This window comes from Paenibacillus sp. TSA_86.1 (assembly GCF_052691815.1).
In genome coordinates, this window is record NZ_JBQZGE010000002.1 from 108001 (window position 1) to 124034 (window position 16034).

At 45.5% G+C, this 16034-nt stretch carries 14 protein-coding genes; 10 read left to right on the forward strand and 4 right to left on the reverse strand.

Features of this window, described 5'->3' with window-relative positions; translation table 11 throughout:
• Positions 1-102 precede the first annotated feature (102 nt).
• The 6 genes from ACUTVW_RS06695 to ACUTVW_RS06720 all read left to right on the forward strand — a co-directional run bounded on the left by ACUTVW_RS06695 (position 103) and on the right by ACUTVW_RS06720 (position 7337).
• A complete protein-coding gene (locus tag ACUTVW_RS06695; RefSeq protein ID WP_445645083.1) occupies positions 103-525 on the forward strand; it encodes a cell wall hydrolase in 423 nt (140 codons plus the stop codon).
• A gap of 113 nt (positions 526-638) precedes the next feature.
• Positions 639-1100, forward strand: coding sequence for a spore coat protein GerQ (gene gerQ / locus ACUTVW_RS06700; protein WP_445645474.1), 462 nt, complete (start codon positions 639-641; stop codon positions 1098-1100).
• Between the two features lie 226 nt (positions 1101-1326).
• Positions 1327-2856, forward strand: a complete 1530-nt coding sequence (locus ACUTVW_RS06705; protein WP_445645084.1) for a sigma-70 family RNA polymerase sigma factor — start codon at positions 1327-1329, stop codon at positions 2854-2856.
• A gap of 292 nt (positions 2857-3148) precedes the next feature.
• Positions 3149-4441, forward strand: a complete 1293-nt coding sequence (locus ACUTVW_RS06710; protein ID WP_445645475.1) for a hemolysin family protein — start codon at positions 3149-3151, stop codon at positions 4439-4441.
• A gap of 545 nt (positions 4442-4986) precedes the next feature.
• Complete coding sequence (locus tag ACUTVW_RS06715) at positions 4987-6450, forward strand: Msr family ABC-F type ribosomal protection protein (RefSeq protein ID WP_445645476.1); 1464 nt, start codon at positions 4987-4989, stop codon at positions 6448-6450.
• 407 nt (positions 6451-6857) lie between these two features.
• The gene (locus ACUTVW_RS06720) at positions 6858-7337 is read left to right on the forward strand and encodes a hypothetical protein (protein WP_445645085.1); all 480 of its coding nucleotides are present in this window, start codon (positions 6858-6860) and stop codon (positions 7335-7337) included.
• Positions 7338-7339: 2 nt separating this feature from the next.
• Here the strand turns inward: ACUTVW_RS06720 and ACUTVW_RS06725 are convergent, their stop codons facing one another.
• The 4 genes from ACUTVW_RS06725 to ACUTVW_RS06740 form a co-directional block, all read right to left on the reverse strand.
• Positions 7340-8281 (reverse strand): hypothetical protein, encoded by a 942-nt coding sequence (locus ACUTVW_RS06725; RefSeq protein ID WP_445645086.1) that lies wholly within the window; start codon positions 8279-8281, stop codon positions 7340-7342.
• Complete coding sequence (locus ACUTVW_RS06730) at positions 8259-8849, reverse strand: RNA polymerase sigma factor (RefSeq protein WP_445645087.1); 591 nt, start codon at positions 8847-8849, stop codon at positions 8259-8261. The genes ACUTVW_RS06725 and ACUTVW_RS06730 overlap by 23 nt, the downstream gene beginning before the upstream one ends.
• Before the next feature lie 254 nt (positions 8850-9103).
• The gene (locus ACUTVW_RS06735; protein WP_445645088.1) at positions 9104-10336 is read right to left on the reverse strand and encodes an aminopeptidase; all 1233 of its coding nucleotides are present in this window, start codon (positions 10334-10336) and stop codon (positions 9104-9106) included.
• Between the two features lie 88 nt (positions 10337-10424).
• Entirely contained in the window at positions 10425-11657 is a 1233-nt protein-coding gene (locus tag ACUTVW_RS06740) for an aminopeptidase (RefSeq protein ID WP_445645089.1), read from the reverse strand.
• Between the two features lie 214 nt (positions 11658-11871).
• Between ACUTVW_RS06740 and ACUTVW_RS06745 the strand changes: the two genes are divergently transcribed.
• From ACUTVW_RS06745 to fumC, 4 genes are all read left to right on the forward strand, one after another.
• Entirely contained in the window at positions 11872-12138 is a 267-nt protein-coding gene (locus ACUTVW_RS06745; protein WP_445645090.1) for a hypothetical protein, read from the forward strand.
• A 186-nt stretch (positions 12139-12324) separates the two neighbouring features.
• The gene (locus tag ACUTVW_RS06750) at positions 12325-13140 is read left to right on the forward strand and encodes an MBL fold metallo-hydrolase (RefSeq protein WP_445645091.1); all 816 of its coding nucleotides are present in this window, start codon (positions 12325-12327) and stop codon (positions 13138-13140) included.
• Between the two features lie 199 nt (positions 13141-13339).
• On the forward strand, positions 13340-14350 hold the full coding sequence (locus ACUTVW_RS06755; protein WP_445645092.1) for an aldose 1-epimerase: 1011 nt from the start codon (positions 13340-13342) through the stop codon (positions 14348-14350).
• Between the two features lie 157 nt (positions 14351-14507).
• Positions 14508-15896 (forward strand): class II fumarate hydratase, encoded by a 1389-nt coding sequence (fumC, locus tag ACUTVW_RS06760; protein WP_445645093.1) that lies wholly within the window; start codon positions 14508-14510, stop codon positions 15894-15896.
• The last annotated feature ends 138 nt before the right edge of the window (positions 15897-16034 follow it).

The window sequence follows — 16034 nt, forward strand, 5'->3', positions numbered from 1 at the left end:
GGGCTTTTTTTATGGAAAAAATCTGGAATAGTGTCACCGAATAGGCTCCTGCACAATACGATGTACGGTGATGAACAGCTGCTACAAGGGAGGGAACAGACGATGGCTGTAATTAAGACCAACTCGGAAGACGTCAAGCTCTTGGCGAGACTGATGAGGGCTGAGGCCGAGGGTGACGGGGAACAAGGCATGTTGCTGGTAGGCAATGTCGGCGTGAATCGTGTGCTGGCGGACTGTCTGGATTTTGGCAACATTCGTGATATGAACCGCATGGTCTTTCAGAATCCAGGGGGCTTTGAGTCCACGCAGAAGGGCTACTTCTATCAGCGGGCGAGACAATCCGAGCTTCGGTTGGCACAGCGTGTCATTAACGGCGAACGTTTCTGGCCGGCAAGTAACTCGTTATGGTTTTTCAGACCGGTTGGGGATTGCCCGTCAACGTGGTATAACCAGCCCAACACGGGACGTTTCAAGGCACACTGTTTCTTTAGTCCGACAGGTGAAGACTGTCCGGATGTCTATTAATCGATTCACATTTTCATATTCAGGGAGGAATTAATGTGATTAATACACCTTATCAACCAACTCAAACTATGGGGCAACAAGCCAATTCTGTTTTGGGGGCGCAAGCGAATCCAATGTTAGGAGCACAAGCGAATTCTCAAGTTCAGGGGACGTCTTACAAAATCGGAAATGGTATGCCGTCGATGTCAACAACACCAGGCATGGTATCCCCAAGCTCCACGAGTGTACCGCCACTCGTATCCAGTGGAAGCCCGATGACACCCTCTGGAACAGTGGTTTCTACTACAGCTCCACAGTTCGAGCAATCATACATCGAAAATATTTTACGTTTAAACCTGGGTAAATTCGGTACGTTCTACATGACATACGAAGGAAACAAAGAATGGAATGCTCGTATTTTCCAAGGGATTATTGAAGCAGCTGGACGTGACCATATCATTATCAGTGATCCTAAAACCGGCAGAAGAATCATGCTGTTGATGGTTAACTTCGACTATGCAACGTTTGATGAGCCACTGCTCTATCAATATCCGGGCGTTGTTGGCAACTTCCCGCAAGCGCCAAGCAGACGTTAATCAATTCTTATCTCGCTTCTTCCCAAGTTAGGCTTGCATAAAACAGATAAGGCAATATAGCTGTCCTGAATGCAGTACAATCTGCAGACTGGACGGCTTTTGCTTTTTTAGTAGAAAATAAAGTAACCTAATCAAGAGTTCGTGGCACTTACATATGAAAAACAAAATTTGAGCAATCCATATACAAGATCAGGCAGCAAAGAATGGCAGATGGAGGGAGTTCACGGTGTTGAAATCATGGATTGAGGGAGCATTGCATGGAGAACCGGAAGCCTATGAGCAACTGGTGCGCCAATTTCGAGGAATGGCACTGGCCGTAGCCTATCAGCAGTTGCAGGATGCGCACGGCGCAGAAGATGTTGCACAGGAAGCGTTTACTGAAGCGTTTGCCAATCTGGGCAAATTGGATAAGCCGGAAGCTTTTCCTGGATGGTTCAAAGTCATTGTGGAAAGGCAATGTTATCGCTGGTTGAGACGTAAGCGGCATTCTTTTGTCCCCATAGAAGAAATAGAAACGGTATTCCGTGAGGAAGATCAGGCGCTTGATCCAGAAGTTCGAGTGATGCAGAAGGAGTTGCAGCAGACGCTACGCGATTCTATTGCCCGGTTGCCATCATCGATGCAAGTGGTGGTTGATCTGTTTTATTTTCAAGGGTATACACTGAAAGAAATCTCCGATTTTCTTGAGGTTAATGTGCCTGCATTAAAGAAAAGGTTATTCGATGCCAGGGCCAAACTTAAACGTTCATTGCCAGTACGAAACCTGGCGTCTATGTTCAATGAATTACACGAAGGGGGAAAAGACATGTTGCATATTATGAACGGAGATCATGCTGCCAATCGCTTACGTGAGAGCGGTATACAAGGAGATATTCTCGTTTGGAGGGAGCTGTACACTTACGGTCCTGTTAGTACAAATATGACAGATAAGAGGGCGCGTAAGCAACGTGCTGTTGTGCTGGAAGATGAACTGGGCATACCGCAGAAGGAGTATTTGCAGATTGAAGTATCGGAAGAGAAGCTTCGTTCGTTGCAGCAGTATAAAGAGATTGTGTTATGGTTCGAGTATGACCTGTATGATCAAACGATGTTATCCTATTTGCTGCATTATTTTAGTGGACAGGACCTACAGAACATACGTCTAAATCTTCTTTGTATTGATTCGTACCCGGAGGTGGAGTTTTTCAGAGGACTGGGACAACTAACTTCGGAGCAGATTGGAAGTTTGTCAGGAAACTGGCATGTCATTGATAAGCAGGAACTTCAGGCAGGTAAACAGTTCTGGGAAGCATACAGCTCATCTGACATTCGGCAACATCAGGAATACGTACAGGCCGGAACGAATGAACTCCCGTTTGCAAAAGCAGCATTCGAGGCGCATCTGTCCAGATTGCCATCTGTAACCAATGGCCTGTGCAGTATCGAACAGACCACACTGGAGACGATCAGAGCCGGTATTCAGCGTCCGTATGACCTTTTTCGTGAGGTAGGGGACAAGTTACATGTTCTGGGTATGGGGGATCTGGAGTACTGGGCACATCTGAATAGGATGTCGGAAGGGCCAGCTGCGCTTATCCGCATGACAGGAGCGGCAAATTTTCCGAAGTATAACCAGTATGATCAGGCATTTCGTGATGCTGTATTGTCAATGACGGAACTTGGGGTTCAGGTATTAAATGGTGAAGTCGACTGGACTACCTTCAGAGAGGATGAATATTGGGTCGGCGGATTACATGTGAGAAAAGCTGAAGTCTAAAGTGTAAATGTAAAAAAAACAGCGTAATCGTTACTTTTGTAAACAAATTTTGTCGATTTGGGCTTTTAAGTGTCATAGGACACGGATTGACTGTGTAGTGTAGAATTATATAATAAAAGAAGCATATCCATGTTATTCAGCACAAACAGAAGGAGGTGGACGCATTGGGAAGTTGAAATTGCATATGAACGGCAGAATGGCTAATATCCTACATTTTCGAAGGAGGTGGACCTATTTGCCGAACGATAACGGCGAATAGGAAGAACATTTGAGTGACCCCTTACCGAGTATTATGAGTTTGATTCTAATTGGTTTACTGGTATTGATGAATGGTTTCTTTGTCTCAGCAGAGTTTGCGATGGTGAAGGTGCGGAGCAGCCGAATTGAGGCTTTGGTAGAAGCAGGTAATCGAAATGCAAAATACGCTTCTAACGTTATCCGTAATCTGGACGCGTACTTGTCAGCTTGTCAACTTGGCATTACTTTAGCTTCACTCGGTCTCGGATGGCTGGGAGAACCCGTCATTGCACGACTGCTGGAGCCTGTGTTTACGGCATTTGGACTGGGTCCGGTATATGTACATGGCATTTCAATTGTCATAGCCTTTGTGATTATTACGATTTTGCATATTGTCCTTGGAGAGTTGGCTCCCAAAACGATGGCGCTTCGCAAGTCGGAGACGATTACGCTGTGGTCTGCGGCGCTTCTGACGGTCTTTTACAAATTGATGTTCCCATTCATCTGGATGCTGAACGGCATGGCTAATGGATTGCTTAGACTGTTTCGAATGGCACCCGCTTCGGAAGTGGACGATGCACATAGTGAAGATGAAATACGTATTCTCATGAAAGAAAGCAATAAGAGCGGTTTAATTGATAACACTGAATTAGCACTTGTTGATAATATATTTGATTTTACGGATACAACCGCCCGTGAGATCATGATTCCGCGGACGGAAATGATCTGTCTTAATGCCAATCAGTCCATGCTGGAAAATATGGAGATCGCGAGCGAAAGCATGCGAACCCGTTATCCCGTATATAACGGAGACAAGGATCATATTATCGGCTTTATTCACATTAAGGATCTGATGCGATCCCAGCTAACGGACACCATATCCGTGATTCGTCCAATTCTGGCTGTGCCGGATACCACGTTGATTAGTGATTTGCTCAAGCGTATGCAACGCAGCAAGACACAGATTGCTGTTCTAATCGACGAATACGGAGGAACCTCTGGTATGGTCACGCTTGAAGATATCATGGAAGAGATTGTTGGTGAGATTCAGGATGAATTCGATCATGAGCGTCCGGTAATTGAGCAAGTGGATGAAATGGAATATTCGATTGATGGATTGATGCTGATTGAAGAAGTTAGTGAACGATTCGGCATTGAGATGGATCGAGCTGATTACGATACGATCGGCGGCTGGTTATATTCCAGAGTAGATACAATTCCGCCTGAAGTAGGTCAATCGGTTGAGTATGACGGGTATCTGTTTATCATTAAGGAGACAGAACACAAGCGTATTTCCCGTGTGAATGTCGTGAAGCTTGAAATGCTCGTTGAAGGTGAGGGTGCATAGTGCCTTAGCGAGCATTATATTCACCATGTTGAAGGATAAATGTTTCTTTAGAGGTTTTAAAGATTGTTTATGTGTGAAAGCCGCTAATGTTTAGCGGCTTTTTTGGTTACTCATTTATAAGCATTCGTTCCAAGTTGACGCTTGAAGAACCCTATGGTAATATTCAATTCAATAAAAGAGGAGGAGGCTCGTTCCTATGACTCATTCCATGCGTCTTCGATAAGCAGGTCAAAAAAAGCGGATTTTTCCACAATCGTGGGCTTTTTTGATTTGCTTATTTTACGTATGGAGAGACATAGGTTTCGAATGGGGTGGTTTATTTGTGCTATGCTGATTCGAAGTGTCTTCTATACGTGAGTAATGCAGATTTAAGTCCACCGTGGGCTTGGATCTGCATTTTTTATTACATCCTAAACTGCTTGACATAGAAAGGAGGGAGGACCTCATGAGATATATGCATTGGTATTTCTTTATATAATTCCCTTCAAAAATCGCAGGTCATCCTGCGAGCGTAAAAACTGCGATTTTTGAAGGAGGAACCCATGATGAGTATATTAATTAAAGCAAAAGAGATTGTTGTGGAATATGCGGGCCGTGAGGTATTCAATATTGAACATTTGGAGCTTTATGAATATGACCGGATCGGCTTAGTTGGCGCCAATGGGGCGGGCAAGAGTACATTGTTAAAAGTATTACTGGGTGAGATTCACGAATCTTATGGGAAAGTTGTGAGGAACGGCAGTTTTTCTTATATCCCGCAGATGGAGCAGGGCGGGGCTCAGGGCGATGTGGATTATGTATTAGCGGGTAAGCTTGGAATAAACCTCTTAGATGCTGAGCAGATGAGTGGCGGACAGGAAACAAGGCTAAAAATTGCTCAGGCTTTGTCCGGTTCGGTGCACGGTATTTTTGCAGATGAACCTACGAGCCATCTGGATTCAGAAGGGATTCATTTTCTGATCCATCAGCTCTCTTATTATACGGGAGCGTTGTTGATCATCAGTCATGATCGATATTTTCTTGATCAGGTGGTTGATAAAATCTGGGAGCTGAAAGATGGGAAGATTACCGAGTATTGGGGCGGATACTCTGATTACTTGGCTCAGAAGAATGAGAACCAGAAAAAACAGGAAATTCAGTATCAACAATATGTGAATGAACGAGAACGGCTGGAAAAATCGATTACGGAGAAGAGAAATCAGGCCCGGAAAATAGATCATAAAGAGAAGGGGGCTTCAAAGAAAAACAGCTCCGATCACGGCGGGCGGCTTGCTCATCAGAAATCGGTTGGAAGTAAACAGAAAAAGCTTCATCAAGCAGCGAAAAATATGGAACAGCACATCGAAATATTAGGTGATATCCAAGCGCCAGAGGTCACTCGTGCGGTTCACTTTCGTCAGAGTAACGCGTTAGGACTTCACAATCCGTTTCCGATTACAGGAAAAGAGATAAACAAAACATTTGCCGATAAAGTAATTTTGGAAAATGCATCTTTTCAATTCCCGCTTGGCGCAAAGATCGCGCTTACAGGTGTAAACGGTGCAGGGAAAACAACGCTATTTAACATGATCTTGAACCGTGAAGACGGCATCACACTATCGCCAAAGGCAGAGATTGGTTATTTTGCGCAACATGCATACACGTTTGGGCGCCATCAGAGCGTCATGGAATTCATGCAGGATAACTGCGACTATCAGGTGCCGGAGATTCGAGCTGTACTAGCTTCTTTAGGATTTTCTCAGCAGGATGTGCGCAAGCGTTTGGCGGTATTAAGCGGCGGCGAGATGATGAAGCTACAGCTGGCGAAAATACTGCTTGGCCGATACAATATTTTGCTCATGGATGAACCGGGTAATTTTCTGGATATTCCTGCGCTGGAAGCACTGGAGCAATTAATGAAAAGTTATGAAGGCACGATTATTTTCATCACGCATGATGCGCGAATGATCGATAATGTTGCTGATCATGTATATGTTATAGAGCATAAACAAATCGTTCGAGTAAGATAAATCATATGATGTTGTTTACCTGCTAGCAAGCCAGCACCGAATTTTTTCTTTTTACCCGGTAGGAACTGGTGTGATGGGAGTGTTTTCTAAATGCTACATGTTTCTTCATAGGTACACCTCACTCTGTACTTCCAAGTAAATATGTTTAAAAGAATAAACACAGATTCCGCCGCATGAGTTCTATTTCTCATAATACGAGATGGATTAATTTAGGTTTCACCGTTATTATTACCATGCAAAATGATGAAAGGACGCCACCGATTGAAAAATCGGGCGTCCTTATTTTTTTTGAAACCAGTTATCTGCTCCGTCCGTTTAATAGATTACACCAAAATAATAATGGATGCTGGGAGGAGTAATGATGATGAAGATACGTAGATGGGGCAAAGAAATACTGTACGCCAATCTTGAAAGTAACACTTGTGCTTACTTTGGCGACACCAGCTCTTCTTATTCTGCCTGCGGAACAGTCCGCAGTTGCAAGTCCGATGATGAATGTGCCGTCTGGTGCACGAACAGCTCCGCCGCCGCTCGAACCTCAGGAGTATTCCATTCGATCAAGAGCTGCCACAACCGTACATATCTACCATGCCATCGGTTCATTAACACGTGGAGAAGGACTTCATGCCATCGTAAATACAGCCACAATGACTTACAAAGATATGAAGACATTATCTGTGAATTACCGTTTGGAACGCTGGACAGGAACAGCCTGGGTAACATTCAAAGGCAGCTCCTCAACTCAAACCAGAACTAGTGTCCTTCGATCCAATGCGGATTGGGAGGTCACAGCGGGTTATTATTATCGTGTCGTTAGTGTTCATACCGCTAATGATGGAACGACATCCGACCAATCTGTGCATAGTACACCTAGTGTATTGTTTTGATTTTATTTTGATTTGGCAGGCGAGTTCTGCTCCAGAAAATCATTGGCTATGGCGATCATTTCCTCTTCAGTTACTGACCCAAACATACTCATACTGAGTGGACCTGTCATCCACTGAATGGAATTAAAAGGGGGGCCTACATACACAAGCGCTTCACTGCCATCCACGAGCTTCACAGCTTCACTTTTCTGTAGCGGCGATTTCTCAATCGACTGTCCAGGCTTAACATACTCATAATCAAACTGTATAAGTTCGTCCGTATCGCTTTTGCCCTGGATGGAGTATTTCACCCTTAGTACGTCGGACTGGTAATAGTCTTCAGGGTTAACCGGATTATCTGTATCCAGCATGAGTTCGTATTTCACCTTATTAAACCGGGCAGGGATTGCCTTGGATAATATAAATTCTCCCACAAATCCATCCCGAGCGATCTCTTCGGTCACAGCAACTGAGCGGAACATGTGTTTACTGATCTCAAAGGCAGGAGCGCTTGCAGCCTCATCCGGAGAAACGAAGCTGGATTCACGTTCCGGTGGAGGAGGCGTTTTGGCCGTAGAAGGATCAGGATTCAGATTTACAGACTTTTCCTCAACCATAATCGACTTCATGCCATTCCCCCAATTCTTGATCGATTGAACAATAGGGGATACGGCTTGTGTGCCCGAAGGCAGACTGAAAATGACCGCTCCAATGGTCACGGAAGCTGCCACGACGCCTGAAAGTTTGAACGTGCGCATCCTGCGTCTACGGACACCGATTCTTTCGATCTCTTTCTGTATCTTTTGCCAGGATTGCTGCATAGACTCTGTACGGGAAGCGGAAGGGGCGGAGGAAGCTTGCTGGAAAGCTTCATCAAATGCTTGCTCAAACGCTGCATCAAAATATTCATCCTCCAGGTCTGAATCGAATTGCTGTTCAAGTTTATTTAGCTTGCCTTTGCTCAATGCTTCCACCCCATTCCTTATGTAATTTCTTCTTGATACTGCTACGTGCCCGGAATAGTCGCTGTTTCACAATGTCTTCAGTGGTGTTCAGCAATTCAGCAATTTCCCTATAAGAAAAGCCTTCTTTCCACCGTAACTCAACAAGTACGCGGTATTCCGGTTTCAACTGAGAGAGGTAACGCTCGATGGATTCTTGCATCATCTGTGTCTCAACCATGCTTTCCACCGAAACAGCGGTTTGATTCATTGTCTCTATATCTATAAAAACACTGTCCGTGTCCAGTTGGTTACGGTTATTTTTATTTTTTCTCAAATAATTAATTGCGGTATTTCGGGTGACAACTTTGAGCCATGCTTTGAGTTTAACCTCGTCTTCGAAGAGGGGTTTGTTTTTAATAATTTTAATAAAAGCATCCTGAATAATATCCTCTGCCGCTGCACGTTCCTTGATGATATATACGATCAGTCCATACACCATATTATAGTATTCATAATAGACTTCTTCCTGAAGGGCAGATCCTAATTGGTGAAAATCTGAAGCGAGTAAAAGCTGGAGCCGATTGGCCATGATGTTCTCCTTTCTGGTCAACAGTCCACAAACATTGGTATCATTACATTTTACAACAGATTATGGAAAGCTTACAATGTCCGATAGACCTGATTATCGCCCTGAAAAGAGGGAGTTCCGACCCTGTCTGTTGTTTGCTTAAAAATAAAAAATAGACGATCTTGCAAACCATGGAATCCATGGCAGCAAAACCGTCTATTTAATTGGGTAGTGACAGCAATTAACTCCATAAAGCCTCTGTTACAATCCCGTTTTTAGAATGCCCAATTGCCTTTCAAGAAGATGGCTTCACGTTCACCGCTCGCCGTAATGCCATAGATATCGGTCTCGGGTGAACCCATCATGAAATCAACGTGAGTGATACTGGAGTTCATGCCACGGGCTGCAAGTTCATCAGGAGACATCGTTTTGCCTCCTTCAATATTGGAAGCGTATGAACTGCCAATCGCAAGATGACAGGATGCATTTTCATCATACAACGTTGTGTAATAGAGAATGCAACTCTCAGAGATGGGGGAGTGGAACGGCACAAGAGCAACTTCACCAAGATAGTGAGAACCCTCATCCATGGAGATAAGACGCTCTAATGTTTCCTGACCTTCCTCTGCATGAAAGTCTACAATCCGTCCCTTCTCAAATGTAAGGGTAAACCGGTCAATAATACGGCCACCGTAACTTAGCGGTTTGGTACTGGTTACTTGGCCATTTACACCGAATTTCTCCGGAGCCGTATAGACTTCTTCGGTTGGAATGTTGGCCACAAAAGGGGTTCCTTGTTCGTTTACACTGCCCGCTTGAGCCCATATGTGACCTTCAGGAAGTTCAACTGTCAGATCGGTTCCCGGGGAGAGATAATGAAGTACCTTGTACTTTTTGTTGTTGAGCGCGACGGCACGTGACTCCAGACGTTCGATATGCTGTTCCCATGCAGCAATGGGGTCATCCTGATCTGCGCGCACAGCTGCAAATATCGCATCCCATAGCTGATCCATCTGTTCCGTTGCCGGTAGATCCGGGAACACCTTGGCCGCCCAGTCCGGTGAAGGACAAGCGATACCGGTCCAGCTCATTTTATCGGCTTGCAGATACTGACGATACTTGGCCATCGCCTGACCAAAGGCACGCTGATGCGCCGAGATTCTGGCAGGATCAATGCCTTTCATCAGGTCAGGGCTGGAGGACAAAATCGTCAGAAAAACGGCGTTGTTCTCCGCCAGGGCTTCCATTTCGACCGCGTGCCACTTTGGAAGTTCCTCGAAGGACTCCTCAGGAGCCATTTCGAAGCGAAGACGATTGACCGTTTCATCGGAATATTTAACGATAACCTGCTTTGCACCGGCTTCATAACCTTTACGCACAAGCAGCTGCACGAGTGGAGCCGCATCAATCATCGCATGGATGACAAAAATCTGACCCGGCTGCACGTTTGCCCCGACTCTGACAGCGAGTTCAGCGTAACGATCCAGCTTTTGTTCAAAACTTAACATAGAATGTCCCTCCGTTATCCTTAAATATGAGTACAATCCAGACACAGCAAAGAGAGGAGAAATCTCCTCTCTTCAAGCATAGGGTCAATTAAAATGCCCAGTTTCCATTCACGAAAATGGGTTCTTCGGCACCTTCAGATGTTACACCGTTGATGTTCATCTCAGCCGAACCAATCATGAAATCAACGTGGGTCAGACTGGAGTTCATGCCGCGTTCAATCAACTCGTCCTTGGACATCGTTTTGCCACCTTCCAGACAGAATGCATAAGCATTTCCGATCGCCAAGTGATTCGATGCATTTTCATCAAACAATGTATTGTAAAACAGGATGTTTGTGTCCGAAATCGGCGATTGGTGTGGAACAAGTGCAACCTCGCCAAGATAATGTGCGCCTTCATCCATTTCAACCAGATTTTTCAGCGCGTCCAGCCCTTGTTCAGCTGTGTAATCTACAATGCGTCCATTCTCGAATGTGAGGGAGAATCCGTCAATCAGATTGCCACCGTGACTGAGTGGTTTCGTGCTGCGAACGGTACCATTCACACCGGTTTTCAGTGGTGCGGTAAAGACTTCCTCTGTAGGCATATTTGCAATAAACACATGTCCTTGCTCGTTTACACTGCCGCCGGATACCCAGATATGACCTTCTGGAAGTTCAATCGTCAAGTCTGTACCTGGAGCGGTGTAATGAAGTTTTTTGTATTTTTTGCTGTTTAACAGATCCGCGCGGGAATCGAGGTTTTGCAGGTGGGTTTTCCATTCTGCAACAGCATCCTGTTCTCCAATGCGTACGGTTTTGAAAATAACATCCCACAGACGGTCTACTTGTTGCGTTTCGGGCAGATCCGGGAATACTTTAGCGGCCCATTCAGGGGAAGGAACAGCCACAATGGACCAACTGAACTTGTCAGACATTTGATAGGCGCGATATTTCTCAAGCGCTTTACCGCGAACTTTTTGACTCGTTACGATGCGCTCCTGAGCGACTCCGTTCAGCAGGTCCGGGTTTTCCGCAATGACATGCAGAATTGCTGCGCCTTCTTCGACAAGCTCAGTCATCTCGCCTGCAAACCATTTCGGTTCAATGGAGAACGCTTCATCTGGAGCCAGATCATAGTGAAGACGGGTAACCGTCTCATCACTCCAGTTGACTTTGACCAGTTTCGCACCTGTATTATATGCAGCTTTGACGATCAAGCGTACAAAATGAGCTGCCGTAATCGGCGCATTCACCACAAGCGTTTGGCCAGGGTGTACGTTGACACCTACTTTGACAGCCAGTTCAGCGTATTGTTGCAAATTTGATTCAAAATTGTTCATGCTATTTTTTCCTCCAATGTGATATGAATATCGTAGCTGGCGGTCTATTATAGTCCTCTTTCACGTGTGTGAGGAGTCAGCATAGGGCCTTATTTGAATAATGTATACGTTGCTACGATATATATTGTACAATTAACCAATAATAATTACCAAACAGCTTTGCCAGAAAGTTGGAGAAATGCTTTAAATGAGAGATTAAAAGGAGAGTATAAGAGTGAATATCGAAATTATTCGCGCAGAGATGCGTCGTGAGGATGAAAAAAGTTTTGTAGGAAGTACGGTATTTAAGACGGATGGTGACAAGTCCGTATATGAAGTTACGTTTATGAGCAAAAACGGCAAGGACTGGGATTACAGTTTGCATTTCACGGAGCAGTCCGGAGACGAAGAAGAACTGCTGAAAATGGACGAGCTGCTGGAAACCGATGACGATCTGTACAATCAATTGCTTGATGCAGCTTTGGACGCTTATCCGGCTTAATGGGTAGCAGATGTTCTTGTTCTATTGTCCGAGTTGTCTGACTATACTAGACGGTGTGTGCCTTGAGCAAGGTGCGCAACGTCTATTTTTATTTTTTCGAGATTCCGAATAGATATTCCAGAAAAGGGAAGTCTACGAGATGAACTTAACCAGAGAGACAATTCGCCTGATGGGAGGTAACCGTGAATGGCATTTGACAATCTGATCACATCAGGAATGACCAGTGTTGAGGAAGTGGCTCCTGATATTTTGAGCTTGCGTACCCTTTTTGTGAATGTCGTGTTCATTGGAGAACCGGGAAGCAGGAGCTGGGTCCTCGTGGACACAGGGATGTCAAAATTCACGAATCACATTGTTGATGTGGCAACCGAGCGATTTCAAGGCCCGCCGTCTGCCATTATTTTAACGCATGGTCACTTTGACCATGTAGGAACGGTGATAGAACTGGAACAATTCTGGGGAGTGCCTGTGTATGCACATCCACTGGAAATCCCATATCTCACGGGTTTGAGTAATTATCCCCCGGCAGACCCTTCCGTGGGCGGTGGTCTGATGGCGCGATTGTCATTTACGTATCCTAACGAAGCAATCAATCTGGATGATCGGGTGTTCAGTCTGCCCCAGGATCATTCTGTGCCCGGAATACAGGGATGGAGCTGGGTGCATACACCAGGTCATACACCGGGGCATGTGTCTTTATTCCGCGAAGCGGATCGTTTGCTAATTGCGGGTGACGCGATTGTTACGGTGAAACAAGAGTCGCTGTGGAGTGTTCTGCTACAGGACAAACAGCTGCATGGCCCCCCGGCGTATTTTACAACGGATTGGCAGGCCGCGCATGAATCGGTTCAGCACATCAGACAACTGGAACCCAAGGTGGCCGTGACGGGACACGGACATGTGTTAAGCGGGGAAATGTTGCATGAATCGCTCAGGCAGCTGGATCAGCATTTTGAAGAAGATGCAGTGCCGAAACATGGTAGATACGTAGAATTAGATTAAGATGCTCGCCTGATACGGCAGAGCTGTAGACCGAAAAAGACAGCCGCTGAACCTTGAACCTGCAGCTGTCTTTTTGTTTTTTCATACGTTTCCATACGTTGTTTTATTTGTTCTCGATCTCAGATTGTTATTTTATGCGCAATCATGATATAGTCGAGCCGTATAATATAACCTTAGTATGCAGGAGGTACATATAACGATGACACAACAGAATACAGCGTTTGAAGAACAATTTGGCGGCATTCCTGCGGTATGGCTTCGCTTCGCTTCATTGGAAGCGGCAGTAATTCCGAGCGTTGGCGCGAACCTGGTTGCTTTTCGGGATACGGAAAAAGGATATAGCTACCTGCGCGAGCCGGATCAGGATCAGATGGATGAATTCATGGCGGCTCCTGCCGTGTACGGTATTCCGATTCTATCCCCGCCAAACCGGTATGAAGATGGTCGTTTCCCCTGGAATGGCAAAGTCTATCAACTGCCGATCAATGAACCTGCGACGGGCAATCATTTGCACGGATTTTTACATGATGTGGCTTGGACGGTGGAAGGTTATGGCTCCAATGATCAGGAGAGTTATGTTACGCTCAGCCAAAGTATTGGAGAAGGCCATGCTTTCTACAAATATTTGCCGTTTACGTTCAGTGTAACGCTTCGTTATTCTTTGAGCAGTCATGGACTGCAACAACAGTTGATCGTGAACAATACGGGTACAGAATATATGCCAAACCTGTTTGCTTTTCATACGGCGATTAAAGTTCCTTTTGCACCGGACAGTCAGTCTTCGGATTATACAGCGAAAGTGACCATTGGTCAGCGTCGTGAATTAAATGAGCGTTCTCTGCCAACGGGAGAATTTCAACCGCTTACACCCGAAGAAGAACAGCTTAAACAGGGCGGAGTCAGTCCGTTTTTTGCAGCCATGGATAACCACTATACCGCTGAGCCTCAGAATGGCCGTAACTATATGGAACTGACGGATCACCGCACAGGAGACAAGCTGGTATACGATGTAGGGACATCTTATAAACATTGGATGATCTGGAACAATAATGCCTGCAATGAATTTTTCTGTCCGGAACCACAGATGAATCTGGTCAATGCCCCGAATGTAGAAGGGATTTCTGCGGAAGAGATGGGTCTTGTTGGCCTGCAGCCAGGGGAATTGTTTGAACAGACAAGCCGTCTATATCCGGTTGCTGCTCAAAAATAGTCGATGATGGATTGAACTCACTCGTATTCCTTCCATTTTGCGCTACGCTTACAATTTTGTCGAAAAGGTGAAAATCTGCTCGTAAATCATGTATAATATGACGAGATACACAAGCTTTGTAGAGACCCAGACCAACATTTTGGAGGAGGACAAGCAAGTGGAATACCGCATTGAGAGAGATACGTTAGGCGAAATGAAAGTACCGGCCGACAGGCTATGGGGCGCTCAGACGCAGCGCAGCAAGGAGAATTTCCCGATTGGACGCGAGCATATGCCAATGGAATTGGTGCGCGCCCTTGCCATTTTGAAAAAAAGTGCTGCGGCAAGTAACCATAAATTAGGAAAACTATCAGCGGCGAAGGCAGATGCGATTGCTTATGCGGCAGACGAGATCATAGCAGGACGTATCGACGATCACTTCCCATTAGTTGTATGGCAAACGGGCAGTGGTACACAATCCAACATGAACGTGAACGAAGTCATTGCCAACCTGGGTAACCAGTTGCTGGAGCAAAAGGGCAAGGAAGAGCGCCTGCATCCGAATGATGATGTGAATATGTCACAAAGCTCCAATGATACGTTCCCAACAGCACTGCACGTCGCAGGTGTTCTTGCTGTGGAAGATCAATTATTGCCAGCGATAGCTGTATTGAAAGCCACTTTTGCGGAAAAAGTGGAAGCGTTTAAAGATATCATCAAAATCGGACGTACTCACCTTCAGGATGCGACACCGATTACGCTGGGTCAGGAGATCAGCGGATGGGAAGCAATGCTGGGCAAGAGTGAGCGTATGATTCGCGAGAGCGTAGAGTACATGAAAGAGCTTGCGATTGGTGGCACGGCTGTAGGAACGGGAATCAACGCACACCCTGACTTTGGTGATCTTACGGCCAAGGAGATCGGTAAACATACAAGCAAAGATTTTGTATCTGCGCCGAACAAATTCCACGCCCTGACAAGCCATGATGAAGTGGTGTATGCTCACGGTGCAGTAAAAGCGCTCGCAGCGGATATGATGAAAATTGCCAATGACGTACGCTGGCTGGCAAGCGGCCCACGTAGCGGCCTCGGTGAGATTCGCATCCCTGAGAATGAGCCGGGCAGTTCCATTATGCCAGGTAAAGTGAACCCGACACAGAGTGAAGCGATTACGATGGTTGTGACGCAGGTGATGGGGAATGATGCAGCGATTGGATTCGCGGCCAGCCAAGGTAATTTTGAGCTGAACGTATTCAAGCCGGTCATTATCTATAACTTCCTGCAATCCGTGCAATTGCTTGCTGACTCCATCATTGCATTTAACGACAAGTGTGCTGTAGGCATTGAGCCAAACCTGGATCAGATCAAACATAATCTGGATAACTCGCTTATGCTGGTTACAGCTCTGAATCCTCACATTGGATATGAAAATGCAGCCAAAATTGCAAAGCTGGCACATAAGGAAGGATTGTCTTTGAAGGAAGCTACGTTACAAACGGGGCTTCTTACAGAAGAACAGTTCGATCAATATGTAGACCCGGCCAAAATGATTGCACCAAAGGCCTAAACTCTTCATTATGCTCTGAATTTTTTACAAGTATTAATAAATACGAATAAAGTCCCGGAAGGCGGCCTGCGAAAGCAGGTCGTTTTTCTTATATCCCCGCATATTTTGCTTGTCAGAAGATATCTATACATATAAAAT

Excerpts from the sequence above, each read along its gene's own strand:
- ACUTVW_RS06695 (WP_445645083.1), top strand. The coding sequence starts at position 103 with ATGGCTGTAATTAAGACCAACTCGGAAGACGTCAAGCTCTTGGCGAGA.
- gerQ (WP_445645474.1), top strand. The coding sequence starts at position 639 with ATGTTAGGAGCACAAGCGAATTCTCAAGTTCAGGGGACGTCTTACAAA.
- ACUTVW_RS06710 (WP_445645475.1), top strand. The coding sequence starts at position 3,149 with ATGAGTTTGATTCTAATTGGTTTACTGGTATTGATGAATGGTTTCTTT.
- ACUTVW_RS06715 (WP_445645476.1), top strand. The coding sequence starts at position 4,987 with ATGAGTATATTAATTAAAGCAAAAGAGATTGTTGTGGAATATGCGGGC.
- ACUTVW_RS06730 (WP_445645087.1), bottom strand. The coding sequence starts at position 8,849 with ATGGCCAATCGGCTCCAGCTTTTACTCGCTTCAGATTTTCACCAATTA.
- ACUTVW_RS06735 (WP_445645088.1), bottom strand. The coding sequence starts at position 10,336 with ATGTTAAGTTTTGAACAAAAGCTGGATCGTTACGCTGAACTCGCTGTC.
- ACUTVW_RS06740 (WP_445645089.1), bottom strand. The coding sequence starts at position 11,657 with ATGAACAATTTTGAATCAAATTTGCAACAATACGCTGAACTGGCTGTC.
- ACUTVW_RS06750 (WP_445645091.1), top strand. The coding sequence starts at position 12,325 with ATGGCATTTGACAATCTGATCACATCAGGAATGACCAGTGTTGAGGAA.
- ACUTVW_RS06755 (WP_445645092.1), top strand. The coding sequence starts at position 13,340 with ATGACACAACAGAATACAGCGTTTGAAGAACAATTTGGCGGCATTCCT.